Genomic DNA, 21,305 nt, shown 5'->3' with positions numbered 1-21,305 from the left:
CCGAGCGGAAAAATTTGGCCTCCATGATAAGGCCGATTGGGACCAGATTGGGGCGAAATCCGTTAACCGGAAATTACGATTGCTTCATCGCCTTTGCCAAGGCTACCCGAAAAGCCTCAACCCGCGGGGCGTAACGCTCCGTCATGGCCTCAAACACCGGCGTTTCAGCCTTATCAGGTGATCCGGCATAAAACGGCGGCGCAGGGTCATATTCAAGCCCGAGCTGGATCGCTTTGGCGACCTCCTCGCCTGCAATTTCTGTTGCGAGCGTAAAGGCGAAATCGATCCCCGCCGTCACGCCGCCGCCGGTGAAGACGTTACCATCGCGCACGACGCGGGCTTTCACCGGTTCGGCGCCGACGCGTTTCAATTCATCGTGATAGGCCCAGTGCGTTGTCGCCTTCTTTCCTGCAAGAAGCCCCGCAGCGCCAAGAATAAAAGCACCGGTACAAACGGAAGTCACATAATTCGCCCGGGCGCCCTCACGTTTTACAAACGCGACCGTCTCTTCATCCCGCATGGCGTCGTCGATGCCAAAGCCGCCGGGAATGCAAAGCAGATCGGTTGGCGGACAGTCATCGAAAGAATGGGTGGGATTGAGCGTCAGCACCGCATCTGTCGGAACCGGCGCAAGGGATTTCGCCGCCAGCGCAACCCGCGCGCCCGGCAGGCGTGACAGCACCTGTAAAGGCCCCGTGAAATCAAGCTGGGTCAGGTTCGGAAAGAGAAGGAATGTGATGTTCATGATTTCCAGCCGGCGATAATCTCCATCACCTCTTCGATGTCGCGGCCGGAATTGTCCAGCCACTTTTGCGTGGGGCCACGCCAGCGGCATTGAGACCAGTCGACAGCGCCGTTCTTTTTGAAGGCGACCCTTTCTTTTTTTAAACGTCTTCGCTGCTCCGCTGCGCCGGAATGATCGGCCGGCGCGCCGGACGACGTCAGGATCCGATACCAGGCAAGGTCACCGGGCGCGGAGCGCATGGCGCGCGCCACCTGCCGCGGTCCGACGCCGGGCAAAAGGCTGGCGATCATGCCGTAGCTCGCAACCTCGCCCTTCGGCACTTCGCGAATAAGGTCATGAATGGCGTCGAAATCCGTCGCCACTTACGCGACCTCAAACAGCCCCGCAGCGCCCATCCCGCCGCCGACGCACATGGTGCAGACGACATATTTGGCGCCGCGGCGCTTGCCCTCGATCAGCGCGTGGCCAACCATACGTGCGCCGGACATGCCGTAAGGGTGGCCGACAGAAATCGCGCCGCCATTGACGTTGAGCAACTCGTCGGGAATGCCGAGCTTGTCGCGGCAATAGATGACCTGCACCGCAAAAGCCTCGTTCAGTTCCCAGAGGCCAATGTCGTCCATCTTGAGATTGAATTTTTCGAGAAGCTTCGGCACGGCGAAGACCGGGCCGATGCCCATTTCGTCGGGATTGGTTCCGGCGACCGCCATGCCGCGATAGATGCCGAGCGGGGAAAGCCCACGCTTTGATGCTTCCTTTGCCTCCATCACGACGGCGGCGGAGGCGCCATCGGATAATTGCGAAGCGTTGCCGGCGGTGATGTATTTGCCTTCCTTCACAACCTGCCCGCCTTTGAAAACAGGCTTCAGCCCCGAAAGACCTTCCAGCGTTGTTTCCGGACGATTGCCTTCGTCCTTGTCGAGCTTGACGTCGACATCAGAGCTTTCACCGGTTTCCTTGTTGACGAATTTCATCACCGACGCGAGCGGCGCGATTTCGTCGTCGAATTTGCCCGCCTGCTGCGCGGCGTGGGTGCGCTGCTGCGATTGAAGGGCGTATTCGTCCTGGGCCTCGCGAGAAATATTGTAACGGTCGCCGACAATCTCCGCTGTCTCGATCATCTGCATATAGGTGGATGGCAAATTTTGAAGCAGCCATGGGTCGGGGTGCACGAACATGTTCTTCGTCTGATTCATGGAGATCGATTCGACGCCGGCGCCGATGGCGACCTGCATGTTGTCGGAGATCACCTGTTTGGCAGCCGTCGCAATCGCCATCATGCCGGACGCGCATTGACGGTCGAGAGACTGGCCGGGAACCGAATGGGGCATCCCTGCGCGCAGGAGCGACAGACGCGCGACATTGGGGCTCGCCGTCCCCATCTGGATTGCGGTTCCCATCACCACGTCTTCAACCTCACCGGGATCGACCCTGGCGCGCTCCACCGCATTCGAGATCGCGTGCGCAGCGAGCGCAGGCGATGTCGTATTGTTGTAAGCGCCGCGATAGGCCTTGCCGATCGGCGTGCGGGCGGTTGAAACGATAACGGCTTCTCTCATTGTGATCTCCTGACTTTCGGCGTCGCTGCAAAACTCATGCTGCGACAACTTTCCATTGATGTTCCGGCGCTATCTCCGCCGCCATATCCCTGACCGACATCGCGTCGCTTTCGCGCTTAAAGAGCCTCGCATTGTTGCGCGTTCTCGTGACCTGCACCTGCTCCACTTCCGGCGTGAAGGCCACAAACCATTCTCTCTCAGCGCCGGTATTTCTGTCGATGCGCGCCATCAAAAACATGGGCAGGCGCCTTTAGCGTCATTTGTTCTCAGCGTATGCCTTCGCCTTACCGATGAAATTCATATTCGGGCCTGACGAGTTGTCGTAGTAATGTACGTTCGCGGTCGAGGAAATTTCATCCCACTTTTCCGCGATCTCTTCGGGCGTCTGTTTTTCCGGCGGCAGATAAACGCCGTCGGTCTCAACGACATAAGCGCGGGAATAGCCTCCTGCGGCACAGCTCACAATCGCGCGAGAGGGCGCATCTTCGCTGACAAGGTAAAGCATCGCAGCCGTGATGGCTTCCGGCGTCATCTGGTCGAGGATCGCCTCGGGGATGCCGAGGTCTTCGGTCATGCGCGTCTTCGCCGACGGAGAAAGCACATTCGCCTTGATGTTGTATTTGGCGCCTTCGAGGTGGAGCGCGTTCATCATGCCGATCATTCCCGCCTTTGCCGCGCCGTAATTCACCTGACCGAAAATACCGTGCAGGCCCGAGGGCGACGAGGTGAGGATCACGCGGCCGTAAGTCTGTTCGCGCATGATGGGCCAGACCGTGTGGGTGCAAATCGCCGAGCCGATGAGATGAACGTCGATCACGGCGCGGAAATCATCCAGCGTCATTTTATGAAATGACTTGTCGCGCAAGATACCGGCGTTGTTCACCAGAATGTCGATGCGGCCCCACTTGTCCATGGCAGCCTTCACCATGGCGGTGACTTCATCCGCCTTCGTCACATTGGCGCCATCGGCGATCGCCTCGCCGCCTGAGGCGTTGATGTGATTGACCACTTCTTCGGCGGCGGAAATCGACCCGCCTGTGCCGTCGCGCGCGCCGCCAAGGTCGTTGACGACGACTTTGGCGCCGCGCTCGGCGAGCGCCAGCGCGTGTGAGCGCCCGAGACCATTGCCGGCGCCCGTAACAATGGCGACTTTGCCATCAAATCTGATCGTCATTTTTTACTCCGGTTCATAATCTTTGTCGAAAGGCACATCGAATTTATTCAGATTCATACGCCCAGGCGTAAGAGTCGACCTTGCGGCGCGCCGCGGCCCAATCAGGCGACAGCTCCAACGCCATCTTGAAGTCGACGCTTGCAGCGCGCAACTCACTTTGGCGCTCCTTGATCGTGCCTCGAAGATAGTAGGCCCTGGCCAGGCGCGAACTGTTCAGCTCAATGGCGCGGGTTGCATCCGCTTCCGCCGCCCCCAGCTCATCGCGGTAATAGTGCGCATAGCTGCGATAATAATAGAGATCGCCGTCTTCAGGCGCTTCCCCGATGGCTGCGGTGCAGGTTTCCAGCGCTTTATCGAGATCTGTTTGCTCAGCGACCAATTGCGAGCATTCAATCTTCAGGTTTTCCCGAGGCGTCACGTCAAATTTCATCTGGACTGTGGGCTTTTCATCTTTCTTAGCAACAGCCGTGCAGGGAAAAATGACCGCCAAACACGCAGCGATAATGACACTACAGGAAAACCGGCGATGCCCCGGCGGAAGAGTCAATTAAACCTCCAACACCCTAAACAAACTGCATGGTCAACCACTCGGCGACCAGGGCGGGTTTTGTCTCACCCTCAATCTCGACTTTCACGGCGTATTTCAGCGTCCACTGACCCGGCATTTTGGTGTCCGCCGACATCAGGGTGAAACGCCCGCGGATCTTCTGGCCCGACTTCACCGGATTGACGAAGCGCACTTTCTCAAAGCCGTAATTGACGCCCATCTTGACGCCTTCAAGGACAACAACGCTGCCGCTGGCGAGCTTCGACAGCATAGACAGCGTCAAAAAGCCATGGGCGATGGTGGTTCCGAAGGGTGTCTTTTTCGCCGCTTCCGGATCGATGTGAATGAACTGGTGATCTTCGGTCACGTCGGCGAACTGGTTGATCCGCTCCTGATCGAGCGTAACCCAGTCGGAAACGCCGGTTTCCTGGCCGACAAAGTCGGCGATTTTGTCGGGCGTCGTAAATGGCATGGTTTTCTCTCTAAATGGCCGCGCCGGGCTTGTATCAGTATCCGCGCATCTGTGCGAGGCGATCGGCGTGAAAAGCGGCGTCGCCGAACATTTCCTGGGCCACGCGAATGCGTTTCATATAAAAGCCGATATCGAACTCGTCGGTCATGCCGATGCCGCCATGCATCTGCACCGCTTCCTGGCTGGCGAGCTTGGCGACCTCGCCCGCTTTCGCTTTCGCCAGCGAGCAGATAGGCCCGGCCATGCCGTAATGAGCGTCAAGATCCTGCAATGCTTTAAGCACCGCCGATTTCGCCAGCTCGATTTCGGAATAAAGATGGGCGGCGCGATGTTGCAGCGCCTGGAACCTTCCGATCTCGGTTCCGAACTGCTTGCGTTCCTTCAAATAATCCACCGTCATTTCGAAGGCCTGTTGCGCCGAGCCGGACATCTCGGCGGCGAGACCCGCCCGCCCGGCGTTCAACACGCCCTCAAGCGCCATATAGCCGCCATCAACCTCGCCGAGCACTTCGTCGCCCGTCGCCTCCACACCGTCGAATCTGATTCGCGCGGCGTTGCGGCTGTCGACCATTTGCGTCCGCTCGATCTCAATGCCTTTGCTTTTGGCGTCGACGAGAAAAAGGGTCAGGCCATCCTGCTCTCCGGCTGCGCCGGCGGAGCGAGCCGCAACGATAATCTTGTCAGCCACATGCCCATCAGCGACAAAAGTTTTGTCGCCCGACAGTTTGAAACCATTGCCATGTTTTTCCGCTTTCATGGCGGTTTTCGCAGGGCCATGTTTGCGGTGCTCATCAACGGCGAGCGCATAAAGCGTTTCACCCGCCGCAATGTTCGGCAGGTTGGATTGTTTCTGCGCGTCAGAGCCGAGTTTCTTGAGCGCTGTCGCGGCAAGAATGGATGTCGACAAAAACGGCGAGGCGGTCAGCGTTCGGCCCATTTCTTCAGCAAGAACGCCCGCGCCCACAAATCCGAAATCAGCGCCGCCATGTTCTTCATCCACGAGAATGCCGGCCCAGCCCATTTCCGCCATCTCTTTCCAGAGACCGCGGTCGAAACCTGTTTCATCACTCGTATCACGAAGTTTACGGAGCGCAGAGACCGGCGCTTTTTCATCCAGAAATCCGCGCGCCGACTCGCGCAGCATTTCCTGTTCTTCATTAAGGATGAGGGGCATGAGACTTCCTTTTACGCGATATTTCTTAAGCGCCGGGCAGTTCGAGGATGCGCTTGGCGATGACATTGAGCTGCACTTCCGATGTGCCGCCTTCAATAGAATTGGCCTTGGTCCTGAGCCAGCCGCGGGCGAGCTTGCCATCTTTGGTGCGCTCGCCTTCCCATTCAAGCTCATCAGAGCCGCCGACATCCATGAGGATTTCGAACCGGCGCTTGTTGAACTCAGTGCCGTAATATTTGAGCATGGACGAATTAGCGCCAACGCCCTGACCTGCCTTGGCTTCGTCTTTCATCCGTTCCAGCGTCAACAGGAACGCCCAGCCGTCGATTTCAGCTTGCGCGATTTTCGCACGCAGAAGCGGATCGGAAAGCTTTCCGTTCTCAAGACCAATTTCATTCGCCGCAACCTCGCCCATGCCGCGCCCGCCGAGAAGGCCGCCGCCGCCGGCGGAAATCATCTCCCGCTCATGGGTGAGAAGATATTTCGCGACGTCCCAACCCTTGTTGATTTCGCCAACAATGGCGGAGACGCCCGGCGCGTGTTCTTTCGGCGCCGTTGCATCATCGAAAAAGGTTTCGCAGAAAGGCGACTTGCCGGAAATCAGTTTGATCGGCTTCGTTGAGACGCCCTTCTGGTCCATGTCGACCAGAATAAAGCTGATGCCCGTGTGCTTCGTCGCTTTGGGGTCGGTGCGCACCAACACGAAAATCCAGTCGGACTGATCGGCGTAAGACGTCCACACTTTCTGCCCGTTGATGAGCCAGTGATCGCCCTTGTCCTCGCATTTGCATTGCAAGGACGCGAGGTCGGAGCCTGCATTGGGTTCCGAGTAACCCTGACACCAGCGGACTTCTCCGCGCGCGATGGGCGGCAGGAAATGCAGCTTTTGTTCATGAGTGCCGTATTTCAGGAGCGCGGGCCCGAGCATCCAGATGCCGAAGCTTTCCAGAGGCGAGCGGCATTTCAGCTTGCGCATCTCCTCTTTGAGGATCTTGACCTCTTCCTTGGAAAGGCCGCCGCCGCCATATTCCTTGGGCCAGGCTGGCACGGTCCACCCCTTTTCGGCCATGCGGTCGAGCCAGGTCTTTTGCGCGTCGCACTGGAAAGTCCATTGCTTGCCGCCCCAGCAGATATTTTCCTCGCCCCCAGCGCCGTCGCGCATTTCTTCGGGGCAGTTTTCCTCAAGCCAGCTTCGCGCCTCAGCGCGAAAAGTTTCAAGGTCGCTCATGGTCAGCTCCTTAAGCTTAAACAGACAGCGCCGGCGGATGCTGAAGCGCGATCTTTCTGACGGTGATCTTGTCGAATTTCGCCGTGCCCAGCCGCGGCAGCTTGGCCGGTGAAATCCAGATGCGTTCCGGCACTTTAAAGGCGGCAAGCTCCTCCGCAAGAAAGTTGCGCAGTTCCTCGACGTCGATGGTCATGCCTTCCTTCGGATAGACGACGAGCCCCACGCGCTCGCCCAGCACATTGTCCGGCACGGAAAAGACCACCGCCTCGGCGACATCGCCATGTTCGTAAACGCGGTTTTCCACCTCAAGACACGAGATGTTTTCACCGCCCCGAATGATCAGGTCTTTCAGACGGTCGACAATATAGAGGTAGTTTTCCGCGTCCATCTTGCCGAGGTCGCCGGTGCGGAACCAGCCATCGGGCGTAATCGCCTTCGCCGTCTCCTCCGGCAGGTTGTGATAGCCCCGAAAATTCGCGGGGCTTCTGATCCAGACTTCGCCGACACCGCCGACGGGCTGCTCCTCGCCGTCTTTCATGATCTTGATGTCAGTGACCGGTGGCACGGGACGGCCGGTGGAATCTGGCCGCAACTGATAATCGCCCTGGGAGATGACACACCCAAGGGCGTTGGTTTCCGATAGTCCGTAGCCGGAAGAGGGCTTGCTGTTCTTAAATTTCTCTGCAAGCTTTTTCACATGGTCGGCAGGCCGCTTGGCGCCGCCTGAACCGATATCGATCAGGGTTGGCAATCCTTCTGGTCCCACCGCCTGCATCAGTTCGAAAGACTGGCTCGGCACGCCGACGAAATTGGTCAGCTTCTCACGATTGATGATCGCCGCCGCCTCTTTCGGATCCCAGCGATACATCATGACAACGCGGCGCCCGACCATATAGGAAAGCAGGAAGATCGAATGCGATCCGGTGACGTGGAAAAGCGGTATGCCGAGAAGAATGCCCGGATCATCGCCGAAAGGACTGACGCCGCCGCGAAGCTCTTTCAGGATCGATGCAATGAACGTCCAGGAAAAAAGCGCCGAAATTGCGCCCCGATGAGTGAGGACGACCCCTTTCGGATGGCCGGTGGAGCCTGAGGTGTAGACGATGCAAAAGTCATCATCCGGGTGAATATCGACCGCAGGCGCGGCGTCATTTTTCGACCGCGCGAGCAGGTCTTCATAATGGTGATCGGCGCCTTCGGCTTGTTCTCGCGCCAGCACCAGCGTCAGACCAAGCTCGTCTTTAAAGGTCTTGATATAGGCGAGACGCCTGGCGTCGGCGATGACTGTCTTCGCGCCGCAATCCTTGAGGCCGTAATGGAGTTCCTCATCCTTCCACCAGGCGTTGAGCGGCACCACGACGGCCCCCAGGGAAATCACCGCCATATAGCTGACGCACCATTCGGGGAAATTGCGCATGGCGAGGGCGACTTTATCCCCCTGCTTGACGCCAAGCTCATCCTTCAGCGCGTGGGCGAAACGGCAGGCCCGCCGCCACATCTCCGCGAAGGAGATGCGCTCATCTTCAAAAATCAGAAATTCTTTCTCGCCATGAGTGGCCGCGGCATGGGCAAAAAGCCCGGCGAGACTTGGCGGGGCATTCTGAAAAACCCGGTAGACATTACCGCGGATTTCCGCTTCCCCCACTTTAAATAGGGGATTTTCTGCTAGCAGCTTGAATGCGGCGGCGGCGGTTTTCGCCGGATCGAGCGGCGCCGTGTCGGCCATGGTCGATTACGTCCTTACCCTGTTGTCCCTTCTTCATTCCTAGCCGAAGGCGGGAGGGCGCGGAACAGCCGGGTGCAGCTAATCGGCCAGAAATCCGCTGCGGAGCTCAGTTGGGAGAAAATTTTCGGAAAGCCGTTGAGGCCGCAGAAAGGATGCGGCGCTCAATGGCGTCCGGCGCACCCTCAAGCCGCCAAAGAGAGAAAAGCGCGCCGGTGTAAACAAGCCCGCCGGTCACGATATCGGCGCCGAGCCGCAAGGGCGGCGCCATGTCTGCGAGGGCGGTGATATGCGGCCGCATCAAGAGGAACCAGATGGCCATGGCGAGAACAGCGCCGAGCGGTCGGCGCGCGGCGAGAATCGGCTCCCAAACAGGCCCCCCGCTCGCCCGGGCGTAAAGAGCCAGGTTGAGCGCCACATGGAAAAGCCCGGCGGCGGCGGCGGCGAAAATCGCGCCCTGAAGGCCGTAGGCCAGCGCCGCCCATACGAAAACCGGCATGCGAACAATGAAAAAGATCAGCTCACGGAAGAAAACAAGCCGCGTGAGCCCAAGCGCCACTGCGTAAGCCTGTGTGGCGTAAAAGAGCGACTGTAAGCCAATCACCGGCGCCAGCAACGCAATCACTGGGATCGCCGCCCGCCATTTGTCGCCGAGAACGACATGGGTGAGATCGGGCGCAACGAAGGCAAGGCCAAACGCCGCCGGCATGGCGAAAGCGCCCAGCGCTTCAACGCCCTTGAGAAAGCCTGCCCGCATACGCCCCGGTTCATCCTGCAACTCCGACAAACCCGGATAGATCGCGCGCGTCAACGGCGCGGCGATCTGGCCCGCCACCATTTCCGACAGTTGAAAACCCAGAAAATAAACGCCGGCCCCGCCTGTTCCGGCAAGCCGGGCAAGGATCGGCACATCGAGCTTATTGTTCAGCGCCGCCATAAAGCTGACGCCGGCAAGCCACCCGGAAAAACCAAACACCTTGCGCAAGGAGCTAAAGGTGAGACACGGCGCATGGGGGCGCAGGATGTAAGAAAGAGACAACTGCACGACAGCGCTCGCCAGCATGCCGCCGATGATCGCCCAGTACGTGCGGAAGATGATCGCAATGGTGAGGGAAACGGCGACGCCGGCCAGCCGGTTCAGGAGCGTCACGATAAATTCCCGCGAAAATTTCAGATCGCGCTCAAACTCGTAAAAGCGCGGATTGAGAAAGCCCGTGAGCACGGGAAACAAGGCGACGCCGACAAACGCCCAGAACAGGCGCGGATCGCCGAAGAAAGATGCGGCAAGCGGCGCCGCCGCAAAAAGAAGCGCGCCGATGAAAAGCCCGCGGATGACCGACAGCGTAAAGAGCGTGTTGAGATCGTGCCGGTCGGCGTCACGGAACTTCACGACCGCCTGGCTGACGCCAATATCGGATATCCCCTGCAAGAGCTGCATGGCGACGGTCGCCGTCGCGACGATGCCGATATCCTCCGGCGCGAGGAGCCGCGCCACGATGATCGTGTTGATCGCGCCCAGAAGCCGCGCAGCGACCCCCGCCCCGAAAATCCACGCCGCCCCGCGCGCAATGCGCGCGGTCAGCGAGGCGGTTTCCGGCGAAGGCGTTAACGGTTCTGACATGAGATGCTCATTGACATCTTCGGGACTTAGCCCGGTTTGGCGGCGCTGGCGACCTGAGGCCTTATCGCCGCCAGACGGCGCTTGCGCCATGCGCCGCCATCGCTATGGTGCGCCGCCTGTCACCCACCCCAAACCGCCGGGACGGCTCATGCCCCACGCTTCCGCCTTGATGACCGTGATGATCAACGCCGCCCGCAAAGCGGCCAGAGGCCTTATTCGCGATTTCGGCGAGAGCCAGGCCCTGCAGGTCTCGCGCAAGGGCGCCGCCGATTTTGTCTCCCGCGCCGATCACAAGGCGGAGCAGGACATCTTCGAAGAGCTTTCCCGCGCGCGCCCCAAATACGGCTTCATCATGGAAGAACGCGGAGAGATCGAAGGGACGGACAATTCCAACCGCTGGATCGTCGATCCGCTCGACGGCACGACGAACTTTCTCCACGGCCTGCCGCAATTCGCCATTTCCATCGCGCTGGAGCGTGACCGCCAGCCTTACGCCGGGGTCGTTTTCAACCCCGCCACGGATGAACTCTTCTGGGCGGAAAAAGGCGAAGGCGCCTATCTGAACGACCGGCGTTTGCGCGTGTCGGGACGAGACGACTTGAGCGCATGTTTGTTCGCCTGCGGCCTTCCTTTCGCCGGCAAGCCGGGTCGAAAAGAGGCGCTCACTGAGGCGGAACGGGTGCTGGAGAAGACCGCCGGCGTGCGCCGTTTCGGCGCCGCTGCGCTTGACCTTGCCTTTGTCGCCGCAGGACGGTTCGACGCCTTCTGGGAGCGCGATCTCAATAGCTGGGATGTTGCGGCGGGCGCGGTTCTGGTGCGCGAGGCCGGCGGCCATGTGACCGAGCTCGACGGCGGCAGGAACTTCATCACCGGCGGATCGATCCTCGCGGCCAATGCGGAAATCTACGAAAAGGCCAAAGCGCTCATTAACAGCGAATAGCGCCATGGCGCCTTTCAAGGGCGCCGGAAAACCATGACCAGAACAGTCTATTTCATTCGCCACGGCCAGACAGAATGGAACGCCGAACGGCGGATGCAGGGGCAATGGGAATCGGACCTGACGGAACTGGGCCGGGCCCAGGCGAAACAAACGGCGGCGGCCGTCGCCGCGCTCGGCGTCGAGGCCATCTACGCGTCGCCGCTTCGCCGTGCATCAGAGTCTGCGCAAGCTCTTTGCAAAACAAGCGGGCTACCGGCGACATATGATGACCGGCTGAAAGAATGGAGCGCCGGCGACTGGTCCGGCTGCCTCTACGCTGACATTGTCACGCGCTGGCCCGATGAATGGGCCGCGTGGCGGAAAGACATGTGGGGCTATCGCCCGCCAAATGCGGAAAACTTTGCCGATTTAAAAGAACGCGGCGCGGCGTTTTTGGAAGACCTCTCAAAAACGCAGGCGGACCGGATCGCCATTGTCAGCCATGGCTTCATTACCCGCGCCATGATTGCACATCTGCTTGACCTGTCGCCGGACGATGCTTTGCATTTGGAAACGCCCAATGATGCTTTCTTTCGTCTGCGTACAGAGCCGGCCGGTTGGCGCGCCGAACGCTACGAAGCGGGCTCGCGTCCGGTTTCCCTCTTTAACGGAGTGACGCCGCCGGACCTCGCCTGATCAATCTTCCACGGGCCGCTTCAGCAACTCATCAACCATTGCACGCCGCGTTTTTTCGAAATGCACCCGCGCCTCCGGAACATCGCCCATATCCATGAAGGCGGCCTCAAGGTCGCGATTTCGTTGCACGACCTCCTCCAGAAATTCGCTATGCGTCAGGATATGCATGCGATTTTCGCGAATGCCCTCGACCACCGCTGCGCCCATTTGGTCCGGCGTCATCGCCTGACGCATCGCTTCCCAGAGGTTGCGCAAGAAGTCCCCCGCCTCGCCTTCAGGCGCGTCAGCATCGTCTTCCGGCACCGGCACGAGCGCCGTTCTGGTGGCGCCCGGATAAAGGCAGGAAACGCCAACGCCCTCTGGCGCAAGAGCCAGGCGCAATGATTCGGTATAGCCGCGCACCGCATATTTTGCGGTCGAATACGCCGCCAACCCCGGAAGCGGAACAATGCCGGCCATGGACGACGTGTTGACGATATGGCCGCCCTCGCCCTGCGCCTTGATGATCGGCGCGAAAATTTTGACGCCATTCACGACGCCGCCGAGATTGACCGACAGGGCGCGATCCCAGTCATCAAAATCAGGATCATCCGCCGCCCCGCCGCCGCCAACGCCGGCGTTGTTGCAAAGCACATGCACCTTTCCAAAGACGCGCAGCGTTTCCTCCGCCGCGGCGCGCATCTGATCGCGATCCGACACATCAAGCTTGATGAAGTGGACGGCGTTCGACCCTTTGAATTCTTTTTTCACGGCCGCGATATGGTCGTCGCTCCAGTCAGCGATGACGACTTTCATCCCCTCGCGCAGGAAGTTGCGCGCCATGCCCAGCCCGATACCGCTGGCGCCGCCAGTGATGAAGGCGACCTTGCCTGCGAAATTGCGCATGGCCTTTCGCCTCAGCTTGCTTTCGATTTAGTGATGGCTTCGGTTTCAGCGCGCGTCGATTCAGGACCGGTGTTGCGCTTCGCCTGCCCACCCCAAGGACCGCCTTTCATCCATGGATCGGGATCGCCCTCGCGTGTTTCAAGCCCAAAGAGCGGGAAGAGACCCGGATGGCGGCCAAGGCCGTCATAAAGATCGAAACAGCGATCGACCCAGTCGCGTAACGGATCGTCATCTGCAAGCGCCGGGATCTTCGCGACAGAGGCGGTAAAGAGAAAACCGCCAAGAATGCGATAGTCCGCGTAATTCGGCTCATCGCCGCCGAGCCATTTCGATTCGTAGAGCGCCTTGCGCAGAGGTTCGAGCGCCAGCGAGATTCCCGGCAAGCGGTCTTCACGGCCGGCCTGCATGTCTTCCAGCGTTGATCCGAGCATGGTTTCCCGCGTAGACGTCACATAGTCATGATCTTCCGGTACGGACAGGTCGCGATAATCCTTGCAGTAACAGCGCATCCATGGCCCTACGGCGGCGCCCCAGAACCAGGTGTCGAGAGCGCGCGTCAGCGTCGCAATACCCGGATGCGGGATCAGCGCCGGGCGGTCCGGATAAGTCTCGTCGAGATATTCAACGATGCCCCAGCTGTCGAGGACCCATTTGCCGTCATCGACAATCGCCGGAAGGCGCTCGGTCTTGCCGCCCGTGCGCTCCATGATGCCGGTGAAACCGCCGGGCACGATGTCCATCTCGAATCCTTTATGGGCGAGCGCATATTTCGTCGCCCAGACGAACGGACTGATCGTCGTCCCGGTGGAAAGCGCGAGATCGTAAATCGTGATCTTGTTGTCTTTAGCCATTGAAGCCTCCCTTTTCTGCGCGTGCTGATCTTTTACCGCGCATCAAAATTGAAAATCGGAATCCGGCGTTGCGGCAAGCATCTCCTCGGCGCGTTCGCGCATACGGTTTTTGAACTGCCCGTGGGTGATAATATAAAGATCGTTGTTGAGGATGCCGTTGGCGACCATTTCACCCACATCTTCGGGCTCCATCCATTCATCGCCAATCTCGCGTTCCGATAAGGCTTTTTCCGACGCTTTAAAGCCGCTGTCCTCGCGCAAATGCGCCGGGCGGTTTTGCGCGGCTTCATGAATATTGGATTTGGTGAAGGCAGGCAGGAGAACGCTCATGCCGATTCCCTTGGAGGCCAGCACTTCGCGCATGTTCTCCGACATGTTGAGCACCGCCGCCTTGCCCGCGGAATAAATGACGAACTGCTCCGGCATCATGACGGCGGCGGCCAGAGAAGAGGTGTTGACCACATGGCCGCCGCGGCCATGGGCGATCATCTGCGGCAGGAAACACTGCAGCCCGTTGACGACGCCGCCGAGATTAACGCCGAGCCCGAAATCCCAGTCGGCGTAGCGCGCCTCAAGAACGGGCCCCTCGACGCCGACGCCGGCATTATTGATGAGAATATCAACGCCGCCGAAGTCAGCCTGCATTTTCTCCGCCGCCTCTGCGTAGGCCTCACGGTTCGTCACATCAACTTCGATCGCGCTGACACTGTTTGACTGCGCGCCGCCAGGGAATTGTTTCAGCGCTGTTTCAATATGATCCGGCCGCAGATCGGCGATCACAATTCTTGCGCCGCGCGCCTCGAGCGATTTTGCGATGCCAAGGCCGATGCCGCTTGCGCCGCCTGTGATAAACGCCGTGCGCCCTTCAAAATTTGTAACCGCCATGCCGCTCCTCGTCTTGCGACGCCTGATTAGCGCAGACGGGCGCGAGCGACATGCCTAGATAGGAAGTCAGCTTGATCCGCGGCCGCCGAACGGCGCCGCAAAAAATTGTGAACCTGAATGCAGAAAATCGTCAGACGCAGCGGAAATGGCGATAGCGCCAGCGCACTTCATGGGGATTGGCGGTCTCACCGTCGAAGACGGCTCTCAGATTATAGGCGCGGCAATGAGCATCCGCCTCCGCCTGCAGGTCGTCAGGATCGAAATCATAAGGATCGTATGGGATCGAAATCGACTGGTCGCTGACCGGCGGCGGGGTCGCGCAAGCGCCGAGCGCCGTCAGCGCCAGCCCGGCCATCGCCAATTTCACCATACCCATGAACTTCATTCCTTCCCGCTTGACGGCAGGATCGTATCAAGGCGGGCCTCAATAAAAAAGGGCGCGGGGGGGAAATCCCGCGCCCGAGTATCTCGGTTTTCAATTAGAGAGGGAAATTAAAGGGTCGCTCTCCCTTAGGCTGCGTCAGCGTCCTTCAGGATTTTGACATTGCCGGCCTCTTCGCCAGAGATCGAAATCTTGCGCGGTTTGGCGGATTCAGGGATCTCACGCTGGAGTTCAATGTTCAAAAGTCCGTTCACCAGAGAGGCGCCCGCGACCTTCACATGCTCGGCGAGCTGGAAGCGGCGCTGGAACGAGCGGCCGGCGATGCCCTGATACAGGAAGGTGCGGCCTTCATCGGCCTCGCCGCGCGAGCCGGTGACGGTCAGCGTGTTCTCATGGAGCTCAACGTCAAGCTCGTCTTCGGAAAAACCGGCGACGGCGAGCGTGATGCGATAGTCGTCTTCGTCGAGACGCTCGATATTATAGGGTGGGTAACCTCCGGTCTCGGCCTTGCCCATGGTGTCGAGCAGGTCAAAGACACGGTCGAAGCCGACCGACGAGCGATAAAGGGGGGTTAGGTCGAAAGTACGCATTTGCTTGGTTCCTCCTTGGTTCAAGCGAGGGTTGCGCGCGTCCTTTGCTCCGCCATCAGGCCGGAACGGACGCGAACGGAGCCGGTTTGGCCTCCGTCAGAACCGAGATAGGCGCCGAAATCACGAGTTCAAGAGGTCCCGTTTCGGACCGGCCGAAAACCATGGTAAAGAGCCCGCCACACAAGGATGGGAGCGGAACATGATTTTGAAATCAGCCCTTTATGCGGGGCTTGCTGCAGTGATGGGTCTCGGCCTCGCGGCCTGCGGCGGTGAGGAAAAGGCTGCGCCGGCTGAAGAAGCCGCGCCCCTCGACAATGCGGCCCGTCTTGACGCCGTGCTCGCCGGCGACCACCGCAATGACGAAGAGCGCGCCCGCGACCAATATCGCCACCCGAAAGAAACGCTCCTCTTCTTCGGGCTCGCGCCTGACATGACCGTCGTGGAAGTCTATCCAGGCGGGGGCTGGTACACGCAGGTCATCGCGCCTTACATGAAAACCGGCGGCGGCAAACTTTATGCGGCCAGCTTCCCGGCGGAAGGCGCGAGCGAACGCGCCCGCGCCGCGCTTGATACCTTTCACAAGACCTATGTGGAAGCGCCCGACACCTATGGCGATGTGGAGATGACCACATTGGGCGCCGGCCATCATATCGCGCCCGAAGTCGCCGCCGATGTCGTTGTGACCTTCCGCAATATTCACAGCTTCATGGGCCGCGGCACAGCGGAAGAAACTTTTGAAGAATTTTATCGCGCCCTGAAGCCTGGCGGCGTTCTCGGCGTCGTCGAACACCGCGCCGACGGCGCTGACCTGCCCCGCGACGGCTCCAAAGGTTATGTGTACACAGATGATGTGGTCGCCATGGCCGAGGCCGCCGGTTTTGAGTTCGACAGCGCGAGTGAAATCAACGCCAATTTAGCGGACACGAAGGATCATCCTTTTGGCGTCTGGACCTTGCCCCCTGTGCGACGCTCGGCCCAGATCAATGGCGAAGACGATCCGAATTTCGATCGCGCCCATTATGACTCGATTGGCGAGAGCGACCGCATGACGCTGAAATTCCGCAAGCCCATTGCGGCCGATGGCGCGCTGCTGGAATAGTGACCACAGCAGGCGAACAGGACGCGCTCAGCGCAGCGGCAGCGAAAGCCTTCGCTGCGCCTTTTGGCGCGATCATCAAGCTTGCGCCCGAAGAGGGCGCGCCACTCTGGATCGACGGGCGCAAAACGCCGCCCGTAATCTCCGCCAAGGCCCCGAAAGCCGATGAAGAAAACTGCCTGTGGCGCGGGCGCCGGGAAGCGCTGGTTCGCGCCTTGTCCAGCACACGCTCCCTGGAAGGGGCTTATGTTGCGGGACGCATCACTGTCGCCGGGGATATGAGCGTCATGGCTCGCCTCAACCTGGAAGAAGGCCGGTGAGCCGGTTCATCGACATTGCAGGCAATCCTGCGCCGGAAGGCGCCAGCGTGGAGGACATCACTGCTGCGGACAGCGCCAAACTGCGCGCCGCTTTTTTCCCCGCAAAAAACCCGCGCGGAACCGTGGTCCTTGTCACCGGCTGGTCGGAATTCATCGAAAAATATTTCGAGACCGTGCGCGATCTGAATGCGCGCGGTTTGAATGTCGCCATGATGGACTGGCGCGGACAGGGCCTTTCCGACCGGGACAGCGCCCGCGCCGTGAAATGGAACGGGTATTTTCAGACGTTGAAAAACGATCTTCGCGATTTCACCGAACAACATGTGAAACCGCGCTTTGCCGGACCCTATATTCTCATGACCCATTCCATGGGCGGGATGCCGGGACTGATGCTGCTCGCCGACGGGTATGAAGGGTTTTCCCGCGCGGTTTTATGCGCGCCCATGACCCGGCTGTTTCCTGAAGCGCAAAACAAGGTGATGGCTTTCGCTGCAGCAACGGCGTGCACACTCGGCTTTGCCTGCAACGAGACCGCACGCTCCAAAGATCATTCGGAAAATTTTGACGGCAATATTTTTACAAGCGACAAGGCGCGCCACGCGCGGTTCCGCGATCTGAAGCTCGCCGCGCCGGAAGCCGCCTCAACAACCCCCACCTATGGCTGGGTCAACGCAGCCATGAAAGAAAGCGCGACCCTTCATGCGCCGGGGGCCCTTGCCGGCGTCACAATCCCGGTATTGATCGTCTCCGCCGGGGCCGAACAGCAAATAGACGGCGCCGACCACAAGATAATCGCGGACGCGAGCGATATGATCTCTCTGGAGATCATCCCCGGCGCACTTCACGAGATCATGATGGAGCGCGATTCCATTCGCGCGCTCTACTTCAAGGCGTTCGACGATTTTGTTGCGCCGGTCTTCACCAGCGAAAACCCGTCTTAATAGTCCGGAAACTCGGTATATTGCGCCTGCAAAAATGCGACAAGATCGATGAGTTCGCTAACCGTTAGCTCGTCATTGTAGTTGCGCATTTTCGACTCGCCATCGTCAACATAATCTTCCGAGCGGTAGCCTCTTGCAATGCGATGGGATGGGTTAATGACCGAGGTCACCAATTGGCCATAAGTGTCAATTTGCGTCGTCATGCCGCCGATCGTCACAGTCATTTCCGGGTCCATCCCTTCACGCAGGTCCTCCATGCCTTCGATGACGTGACAGCTTGAGCACATCTTTTCGGCAAAGACCTGCTTGCCTTTTTCAGCGTCGCCATCAGGCAGGCGGAAGCCATAGCTTGAGGTCGGGCGCAGGTCGCATCCGGCAAGCGCCACCGCGAGGGAAACACACAAGACAATTTTTTTCATCGACGCCTCCGTCTGTCTGATGCCGCCAAAGCCTACGCGCTGAGAATGTCAGATTTGTAACGCCCTACGCCCATGCACCCCTGGCTGATGCCCGCTTCCCAGCTCAGGCGCTGGGTCTGTATGTTGACACATCAAGCTATTTGCGCAAAAATTTGCGCAAATACTATGCTATGAAACGGTGGGTTATGATGGCGGCGCTCTCTGAAAATCTGTTCGGGCTTCAGCTAAGGCGTGTGTCCGATCTTGTCGGCGAACAGGGGCGCGATGCTTTCTGGCGGACCGGGATCGCGCTTGACGCCAAACTCATTTCCATCGTCATCGCGCTTCATGAAGAGAGCGGACAAAGCTCAAGCGACCTTGCGGCTTTTACGGGACTGTCGCGGCAACTGGTCGAATCGCGCCTGAAGACTCTTGAAGCGGAAAACTATGTGACCTCCGCCATCAGCCGCGAGGACGCCAGAAAACGGGTTTTTTCCCTGTCGTGGCGCAAACGCGCCGAAATCGCAGACGCCGCTGCGATGATGCGCGACTTTGAAAAAGTTTATCAGGCTCTGTGGCGAGAGATTGATGCGGATATGAGCGAGGCGGTGCTGAAGCTTGAACGCGCGCTTCATGCAAAGCCGCTGCTCGCACGCCTGTGCCAGCAATTCCCTGAATATCAGCAGAACCTGAAAGTCAGCAGCAATGAACGGTAAGATCGGACTTGTCCTTGCAGGCCTTGCCGTCCTCGCCGGTTGTGCGACGCCTCCAGCTGCACAGACAATTTCGGACCCACTCCAAGCGCGCGCCGAGACCGCCGCGGCGAAGGTGCGTGAAGCCTATGATCCCGCCGGCCCCGGCGCAGCTTATCTCATTTCCCGGAATGGGCGCGTATTGGCGTCCGGCGCCATCGGCTATGCCAATCTGGAATGGGATGAAGCCATGACGACCGAGACGGCAATCCGTATCGGCTCTCTTTCAAAGCCCATCACGGCCGTGATGGCGTTACAACTCGTTGAAGAAAACCTTCTCGATCTCGACCAGCCCGTTCGCATCTATGCGCCTGACTTGCCGGACCAGTTTGGCGCCGTCACCATGCGCCAGCTCTTGAGCCATCGTTCCGGCCTTGCAGACTTTCTTTCCGATCCGGCTCTTATGGAACACATCTGGCTCCCCATCACGACGGACAAAATCATCGAGCTCGCAAAAGAAACGCCAGCGTCCAAGGCGCCGGGCGCGCAATACGAATATGTCAATTTCAACTACGTGCTCGTCGCGCATGTGATCGAGAAAATTATCGGCCGGCCTTACAAAGATGCCGTGAATTCATTTTTCAGCGAATACGGTATGGCGAATTCGCATTTCGACGCGCATGAGGCGATCATCAAATCCCGTGCAGCGGCTTATGAGCTTCGAGACGGCGACATTCTGAACACGCCGGGCCTCGATATGTCGCATGTAAGCGCCGCCGGCGCCTTGCTTTCCTCCGCAACAGATCTCAATCGCTGGATCGGGCTTTTAAATTCAGGCGGGCTGCTGGATGAAGACAGCCTCTTTGCAGCCTGGACACCGCAGACCTTACCCAATGGCGAACCCACAGCCTATGGCCTCGGATTTAATGAACGCGAATTTTGCGGCGTCCGCGCCGTATGGCACACCGGGCTGGCGCCGGGCGGACAGGCCGCTTTCATGTTAGCGCCTGACGACGGCCTGTTCACGATTGTCCTAAGCAACGCCTATAACACGCCGAACACAGGCAAGCTCTCACGAAAAATGATGGCTGCGATGCTGACGGGACAAACGGACGCGCCCTGCGCTGACGAATAGCCGTCAGCCTTTCAGCACTTCAAGCGCCGCACGATGAAGTTCGGGCGTCGCCGTAGCGATCAGTTCGCCCTTGTCATCAGCGCCCGGCGCATCGCCTTGCCAATTGGTGACGACGCCGCCGGCGCCCTCAACAACAGGAATGAGCGCCGCATAGTCGTAGCGCTGAAGACCGCTTTCAATGACGATATCGAGCTCGCCGATGGCGAGAAGGCCGTAGGCGTAAGCGTCAAGGGAATAGCGCGCGACGCGCGACGCCTTGGCGACCCGGGCGAAGGCGGCCGCTTCAGCGTCAGAGAAATAGCCGGTCGCCAGCGGGTCAGTCGTCGACAGACGGGCTTTTGCAATGTCCGTAAGGCCGCTTGTTCTCGCCGCGCTGGCCTGGCCGCCACGCATATAAAGCGTTTCAGCCGCGCCGCCGAGCCAGCGTTCATCGGTGAAGGGCTGATCAATGAGCCCCATCACCGGCGATGCTTCATGTTCAAGCGCGATCAGGGTCGCCCAGCTTGAAGCGCCGCACATGAAAGCGCGGGTGCCGTCCACAGGATCAAGAACCCAGCGCCAGGGACTGTCAGCTTTTGTCTCTCCAAATTCTTCACCAAGAATGGCGTGGTCGGGATAAATTTTTTCGATCATTCGCCGCAAGGCGCGCTCCGCCTCACGGTCGGCGTCCGTCACCGGATCAAACCATGGACCCGCCTTGTTGAAAATGGTCGTGCCCTTGCGAAAGCGCGGCAAGGTTTCGGCGCGCGCCGCATCGGCGAGACGCGCGGCGAAGCCGGAAAATTCTTTTAAGTCTTCAGGTGAAAAAGCCATGACGCGGCGATCATGATGATCGCCGCGCCAAGGTGCAAGCAAGAAGTTCTCGGAGGGTTTGCTTGATCAGCTCTCGGAAAGGGCGCGCGCCAGATCAAGCAAGCGGCGACGCGGTTCTTCACCAAGCTGGTAGTAATAGCGCACAAGATCCATGGTTTCTTTTTCGTCGAGAAGCCCCTCGGCAGGCGCCTCGGCGAATCCATATTCCGCGCGCAGGTCGAAATCGAGTTTCGGTTCTGAGCCGTTCATACCTTCAAAGAAATAGGTGATCGAAACATCGAGCGCTTTCGCCAGCGACCAAAGACGCGAGGCGGAAATGCGATTCGAGCCGCTTTCATATTTCTGAATCTGCTGGAAACGAATATCGACCGCCTGGGCCAGCTTTTCCTGCGTCAGCCCGAGCAGACGGCGACGCTGCCGTAGCCGCCGTCCCACATGCACGTCAATTGGATGCGCCAT

Annotated in this window: 26 protein-coding genes; 7 read left to right on the top strand and 19 right to left on the bottom strand. The window is 59.3% G+C overall.

From position 1 onward, the window contains the following. Nucleotides 1-73: 73 nt before the first annotated feature. From ACFC5L_RS05800 to ACFC5L_RS05750, 11 genes are all read right to left on the bottom strand, one after another. Nucleotides 74-745, bottom strand: coding sequence for a DJ-1/PfpI family protein (locus ACFC5L_RS05800; RefSeq protein ID WP_375201220.1), 672 nt, complete (start codon nucleotides 743-745; stop codon nucleotides 74-76). Continuing rightward, nucleotides 742-1,107 (bottom strand): MGMT family protein, encoded by a 366-nt coding sequence (locus ACFC5L_RS05795; protein ID WP_375201221.1) that lies wholly within the window; start codon nucleotides 1,105-1,107, stop codon nucleotides 742-744. Before ACFC5L_RS05795 ends, ACFC5L_RS05800 begins: the two co-directional genes overlap by 4 nt. Then, the gene (locus ACFC5L_RS05790) at nucleotides 1,108-2,304 is read right to left on the bottom strand and encodes an acetyl-CoA C-acyltransferase (RefSeq protein WP_375201222.1); all 1,197 of its coding nucleotides are present in this window, start codon (nucleotides 2,302-2,304) and stop codon (nucleotides 1,108-1,110) included. Between the two features lie 34 nt (nucleotides 2,305-2,338). Beyond that, nucleotides 2,339-2,542: a hypothetical protein gene (locus tag ACFC5L_RS05785; RefSeq protein WP_375201223.1), complete on the bottom strand. Its 204-nt coding sequence runs from the start codon at nucleotides 2,540-2,542 to the stop codon at nucleotides 2,339-2,341. 18 nt (nucleotides 2,543-2,560) lie between these two features. Then, entirely contained in the window at nucleotides 2,561-3,478 is a 918-nt protein-coding gene (locus ACFC5L_RS05780) for an SDR family NAD(P)-dependent oxidoreductase (RefSeq protein WP_375201224.1), read from the bottom strand. 43 nt (nucleotides 3,479-3,521) lie between these two features. Beyond that, nucleotides 3,522-3,908 (bottom strand): hypothetical protein, encoded by a 387-nt coding sequence (locus tag ACFC5L_RS05775; protein ID WP_375201225.1) that lies wholly within the window; start codon nucleotides 3,906-3,908, stop codon nucleotides 3,522-3,524. Nucleotides 3,909-4,041: 133 nt separating this feature from the next. Beyond that, the gene (locus ACFC5L_RS05770; RefSeq protein ID WP_375201226.1) at nucleotides 4,042-4,497 is read right to left on the bottom strand and encodes a MaoC family dehydratase; all 456 of its coding nucleotides are present in this window, start codon (nucleotides 4,495-4,497) and stop codon (nucleotides 4,042-4,044) included. 34 nt (nucleotides 4,498-4,531) lie between these two features. Next, a complete protein-coding gene (locus ACFC5L_RS05765; RefSeq protein WP_375201227.1) occupies nucleotides 4,532-5,671 on the bottom strand; it encodes an acyl-CoA dehydrogenase family protein in 1,140 nt (379 codons plus the stop codon). A 25-nt stretch (nucleotides 5,672-5,696) separates the two neighbouring features. Further along, nucleotides 5,697-6,899, bottom strand: coding sequence for an acyl-CoA dehydrogenase family protein (locus ACFC5L_RS05760; RefSeq protein WP_375201228.1), 1,203 nt, complete (start codon nucleotides 6,897-6,899; stop codon nucleotides 5,697-5,699). Nucleotides 6,900-6,915: 16 nt separating this feature from the next. Further along, nucleotides 6,916-8,625 carry a class I adenylate-forming enzyme family protein gene (locus ACFC5L_RS05755; protein WP_375201229.1) on the bottom strand — a complete coding sequence of 570 codons (1,710 nt, stop codon included), beginning with the start codon at nucleotides 8,623-8,625 and terminating at the stop codon, nucleotides 6,916-6,918. Nucleotides 8,626-8,731: 106 nt separating this feature from the next. Beyond that, a complete protein-coding gene (locus ACFC5L_RS05750; RefSeq protein ID WP_375201230.1) occupies nucleotides 8,732-10,243 on the bottom strand; it encodes a lipopolysaccharide biosynthesis protein in 1,512 nt (503 codons plus the stop codon). A 148-nt stretch (nucleotides 10,244-10,391) separates the two neighbouring features. On the opposite strand from ACFC5L_RS05750, the gene ACFC5L_RS05745 reads away from it, so the two are divergent. Next, nucleotides 10,392-11,183, top strand: a complete 792-nt coding sequence (locus ACFC5L_RS05745; protein ID WP_375202344.1) for an inositol monophosphatase family protein — start codon at nucleotides 10,392-10,394, stop codon at nucleotides 11,181-11,183. 33 nt (nucleotides 11,184-11,216) lie between these two features. After that, nucleotides 11,217-11,858, top strand: a complete 642-nt coding sequence (locus ACFC5L_RS05740) for a histidine phosphatase family protein (RefSeq protein ID WP_375201231.1) — start codon at nucleotides 11,217-11,219, stop codon at nucleotides 11,856-11,858. Here ACFC5L_RS05740 and ACFC5L_RS05735 read toward each other — a convergent pair whose 3' ends face one another. From ACFC5L_RS05735 to ACFC5L_RS05715, 5 genes are all read right to left on the bottom strand, one after another. Continuing rightward, nucleotides 11,859-12,743 carry an SDR family NAD(P)-dependent oxidoreductase gene (locus tag ACFC5L_RS05735; protein ID WP_375201232.1) on the bottom strand — a complete coding sequence of 295 codons (885 nt, stop codon included), beginning with the start codon at nucleotides 12,741-12,743 and terminating at the stop codon, nucleotides 11,859-11,861. Between the two features lie 11 nt (nucleotides 12,744-12,754). After that, the gene (locus tag ACFC5L_RS05730; protein ID WP_375201233.1) at nucleotides 12,755-13,594 is read right to left on the bottom strand and encodes a beta-etherase; all 840 of its coding nucleotides are present in this window, start codon (nucleotides 13,592-13,594) and stop codon (nucleotides 12,755-12,757) included. A gap of 42 nt (nucleotides 13,595-13,636) precedes the next feature. Continuing rightward, nucleotides 13,637-14,479, bottom strand: a complete 843-nt coding sequence (locus tag ACFC5L_RS05725; protein ID WP_375201234.1) for an SDR family NAD(P)-dependent oxidoreductase — start codon at nucleotides 14,477-14,479, stop codon at nucleotides 13,637-13,639. Nucleotides 14,480-14,609: 130 nt separating this feature from the next. Next, nucleotides 14,610-14,864 carry a hypothetical protein gene (locus tag ACFC5L_RS05720; RefSeq protein ID WP_375201235.1) on the bottom strand — a complete coding sequence of 85 codons (255 nt, stop codon included), beginning with the start codon at nucleotides 14,862-14,864 and terminating at the stop codon, nucleotides 14,610-14,612. A gap of 125 nt (nucleotides 14,865-14,989) precedes the next feature. Further along, entirely contained in the window at nucleotides 14,990-15,451 is a 462-nt protein-coding gene (locus ACFC5L_RS05715; RefSeq protein ID WP_375201236.1) for an Hsp20 family protein, read from the bottom strand. Nucleotides 15,452-15,650: 199 nt separating this feature from the next. Between ACFC5L_RS05715 and ACFC5L_RS05710 the strand changes: the two genes are divergently transcribed. The 3 genes from ACFC5L_RS05710 to ACFC5L_RS05700 are packed head-to-tail and all read left to right on the top strand — an operon-like array spanning nucleotide 15,651 to nucleotide 17,808. After that, on the top strand, nucleotides 15,651-16,550 hold the full coding sequence (locus ACFC5L_RS05710) for a class I SAM-dependent methyltransferase (RefSeq protein ID WP_375201237.1): 900 nt from the start codon (nucleotides 15,651-15,653) through the stop codon (nucleotides 16,548-16,550). After that, nucleotides 16,550-16,867: a hypothetical protein gene (locus ACFC5L_RS05705; protein WP_375201238.1), complete on the top strand. Its 318-nt coding sequence runs from the start codon at nucleotides 16,550-16,552 to the stop codon at nucleotides 16,865-16,867. The genes ACFC5L_RS05710 and ACFC5L_RS05705 overlap by 1 nt, the downstream gene beginning before the upstream one ends. Continuing rightward, nucleotides 16,864-17,808: an alpha/beta hydrolase gene (locus tag ACFC5L_RS05700; protein ID WP_375201239.1), complete on the top strand. Its 945-nt coding sequence runs from the start codon at nucleotides 16,864-16,866 to the stop codon at nucleotides 17,806-17,808. The genes ACFC5L_RS05705 and ACFC5L_RS05700 overlap by 4 nt, the downstream gene beginning before the upstream one ends. On the opposite strand, the gene ACFC5L_RS05695 is transcribed toward ACFC5L_RS05700, so the two are convergent. Beyond that, a complete protein-coding gene (locus ACFC5L_RS05695) occupies nucleotides 17,805-18,227 on the bottom strand; it encodes a c-type cytochrome (RefSeq protein ID WP_375201240.1) in 423 nt (140 codons plus the stop codon). The genes ACFC5L_RS05700 and ACFC5L_RS05695 overlap by 4 nt on opposite strands. 170 nt (nucleotides 18,228-18,397) lie before the next feature. On the opposite strand from ACFC5L_RS05695, the gene ACFC5L_RS05690 reads away from it, so the two are divergent. Together ACFC5L_RS05690 and ACFC5L_RS05685 are read left to right on the top strand one after the other, a co-directional pair. After that, nucleotides 18,398-18,922, top strand: a complete 525-nt coding sequence (locus ACFC5L_RS05690; protein WP_375201241.1) for a winged helix-turn-helix transcriptional regulator — start codon at nucleotides 18,398-18,400, stop codon at nucleotides 18,920-18,922. Next, complete coding sequence (locus ACFC5L_RS05685) at nucleotides 18,912-20,033, top strand: serine hydrolase domain-containing protein (RefSeq protein WP_375201242.1); 1,122 nt, start codon at nucleotides 18,912-18,914, stop codon at nucleotides 20,031-20,033. The genes ACFC5L_RS05690 and ACFC5L_RS05685 overlap by 11 nt, the downstream gene beginning before the upstream one ends. Nucleotides 20,034-20,036: 3 nt before the next feature. Here ACFC5L_RS05685 and ACFC5L_RS05680 read toward each other — a convergent pair whose 3' ends face one another. Together ACFC5L_RS05680 and ACFC5L_RS05675 are read right to left on the bottom strand one after the other, a co-directional pair. Beyond that, the gene (locus ACFC5L_RS05680; protein ID WP_375201243.1) at nucleotides 20,037-20,846 is read right to left on the bottom strand and encodes an inositol monophosphatase family protein; all 810 of its coding nucleotides are present in this window, start codon (nucleotides 20,844-20,846) and stop codon (nucleotides 20,037-20,039) included. A gap of 66 nt (nucleotides 20,847-20,912) precedes the next feature. Beyond that, nucleotides 20,913-21,305 carry a helix-turn-helix domain-containing protein gene (locus tag ACFC5L_RS05675; protein ID WP_375201244.1) on the bottom strand — a complete coding sequence of 131 codons (393 nt, stop codon included), beginning with the start codon at nucleotides 21,303-21,305 and terminating at the stop codon, nucleotides 20,913-20,915.

Source organism: Hyphococcus sp. (genome assembly GCF_041986965.1).
Taxonomy (GTDB): Bacteria; Pseudomonadota; Alphaproteobacteria; order Caulobacterales; family Parvularculaceae; genus Hyphococcus.
This window is presented reverse-complemented; position numbering and strand designations above follow the sequence as displayed.

What these genes read in the sequence shown, in the direction of transcription:
- ACFC5L_RS05800 (WP_375201220.1), bottom strand. Translation starts at nt 745, where the DNA reads ATGAACATCACATTCCTTCTCTTTCCGAACCTGACCCAGCTTGATTTC.
- ACFC5L_RS05790 (WP_375201222.1), bottom strand. Translation starts at nt 2,304, where the DNA reads ATGAGAGAAGCCGTTATCGTTTCAACCGCCCGCACGCCGATCGGCAAG.
- ACFC5L_RS05785 (WP_375201223.1), bottom strand. Translation starts at nt 2,542, where the DNA reads ATGTTTTTGATGGCGCGCATCGACAGAAATACCGGCGCTGAGAGAGAA.
- ACFC5L_RS05780 (WP_375201224.1), bottom strand. Translation starts at nt 3,478, where the DNA reads ATGACGATCAGATTTGATGGCAAAGTCGCCATTGTTACGGGCGCCGGC.
- ACFC5L_RS05775 (WP_375201225.1), bottom strand. Translation starts at nt 3,908, where the DNA reads ATGAAATTTGACGTGACGCCTCGGGAAAACCTGAAGATTGAATGCTCG.
- ACFC5L_RS05770 (WP_375201226.1), bottom strand. Translation starts at nt 4,497, where the DNA reads ATGCCATTTACGACGCCCGACAAAATCGCCGACTTTGTCGGCCAGGAA.
- ACFC5L_RS05765 (WP_375201227.1), bottom strand. Translation starts at nt 5,671, where the DNA reads ATGCCCCTCATCCTTAATGAAGAACAGGAAATGCTGCGCGAGTCGGCG.
- ACFC5L_RS05760 (WP_375201228.1), bottom strand. Translation starts at nt 6,899, where the DNA reads ATGAGCGACCTTGAAACTTTTCGCGCTGAGGCGCGAAGCTGGCTTGAG.
- ACFC5L_RS05755 (WP_375201229.1), bottom strand. Translation starts at nt 8,625, where the DNA reads ATGGCCGACACGGCGCCGCTCGATCCGGCGAAAACCGCCGCCGCCGCA.
- ACFC5L_RS05750 (WP_375201230.1), bottom strand. Translation starts at nt 10,243, where the DNA reads ATGTCAGAACCGTTAACGCCTTCGCCGGAAACCGCCTCGCTGACCGCG.
- ACFC5L_RS05745 (WP_375202344.1), top strand. Translation starts at nt 10,392, where the DNA reads ATGCCCCACGCTTCCGCCTTGATGACCGTGATGATCAACGCCGCCCGC.
- ACFC5L_RS05740 (WP_375201231.1), top strand. Translation starts at nt 11,217, where the DNA reads ATGACCAGAACAGTCTATTTCATTCGCCACGGCCAGACAGAATGGAAC.
- ACFC5L_RS05735 (WP_375201232.1), bottom strand. Translation starts at nt 12,743, where the DNA reads ATGCGCAATTTCGCAGGCAAGGTCGCCTTCATCACTGGCGGCGCCAGC.
- ACFC5L_RS05730 (WP_375201233.1), bottom strand. Translation starts at nt 13,594, where the DNA reads ATGGCTAAAGACAACAAGATCACGATTTACGATCTCGCGCTTTCCACC.
- ACFC5L_RS05725 (WP_375201234.1), bottom strand. Translation starts at nt 14,479, where the DNA reads ATGGCGGTTACAAATTTTGAAGGGCGCACGGCGTTTATCACAGGCGGC.
- ACFC5L_RS05720 (WP_375201235.1), bottom strand. Translation starts at nt 14,864, where the DNA reads ATGAAGTTCATGGGTATGGTGAAATTGGCGATGGCCGGGCTGGCGCTG.
- ACFC5L_RS05715 (WP_375201236.1), bottom strand. Translation starts at nt 15,451, where the DNA reads ATGCGTACTTTCGACCTAACCCCCCTTTATCGCTCGTCGGTCGGCTTC.
- ACFC5L_RS05710 (WP_375201237.1), top strand. Translation starts at nt 15,651, where the DNA reads ATGATTTTGAAATCAGCCCTTTATGCGGGGCTTGCTGCAGTGATGGGT.
- ACFC5L_RS05695 (WP_375201240.1), bottom strand. Translation starts at nt 18,227, where the DNA reads ATGAAAAAAATTGTCTTGTGTGTTTCCCTCGCGGTGGCGCTTGCCGGA.
- ACFC5L_RS05690 (WP_375201241.1), top strand. Translation starts at nt 18,398, where the DNA reads ATGAAACGGTGGGTTATGATGGCGGCGCTCTCTGAAAATCTGTTCGGG.
- ACFC5L_RS05685 (WP_375201242.1), top strand. Translation starts at nt 18,912, where the DNA reads ATGAACGGTAAGATCGGACTTGTCCTTGCAGGCCTTGCCGTCCTCGCC.
- ACFC5L_RS05680 (WP_375201243.1), bottom strand. Translation starts at nt 20,846, where the DNA reads ATGGCTTTTTCACCTGAAGACTTAAAAGAATTTTCCGGCTTCGCCGCG.
- ACFC5L_RS05675 (WP_375201244.1), bottom strand. Translation starts at nt 21,305, where the DNA reads ATGGCGCATCCAATTGACGTGCATGTGGGACGGCGGCTACGGCAGCGT.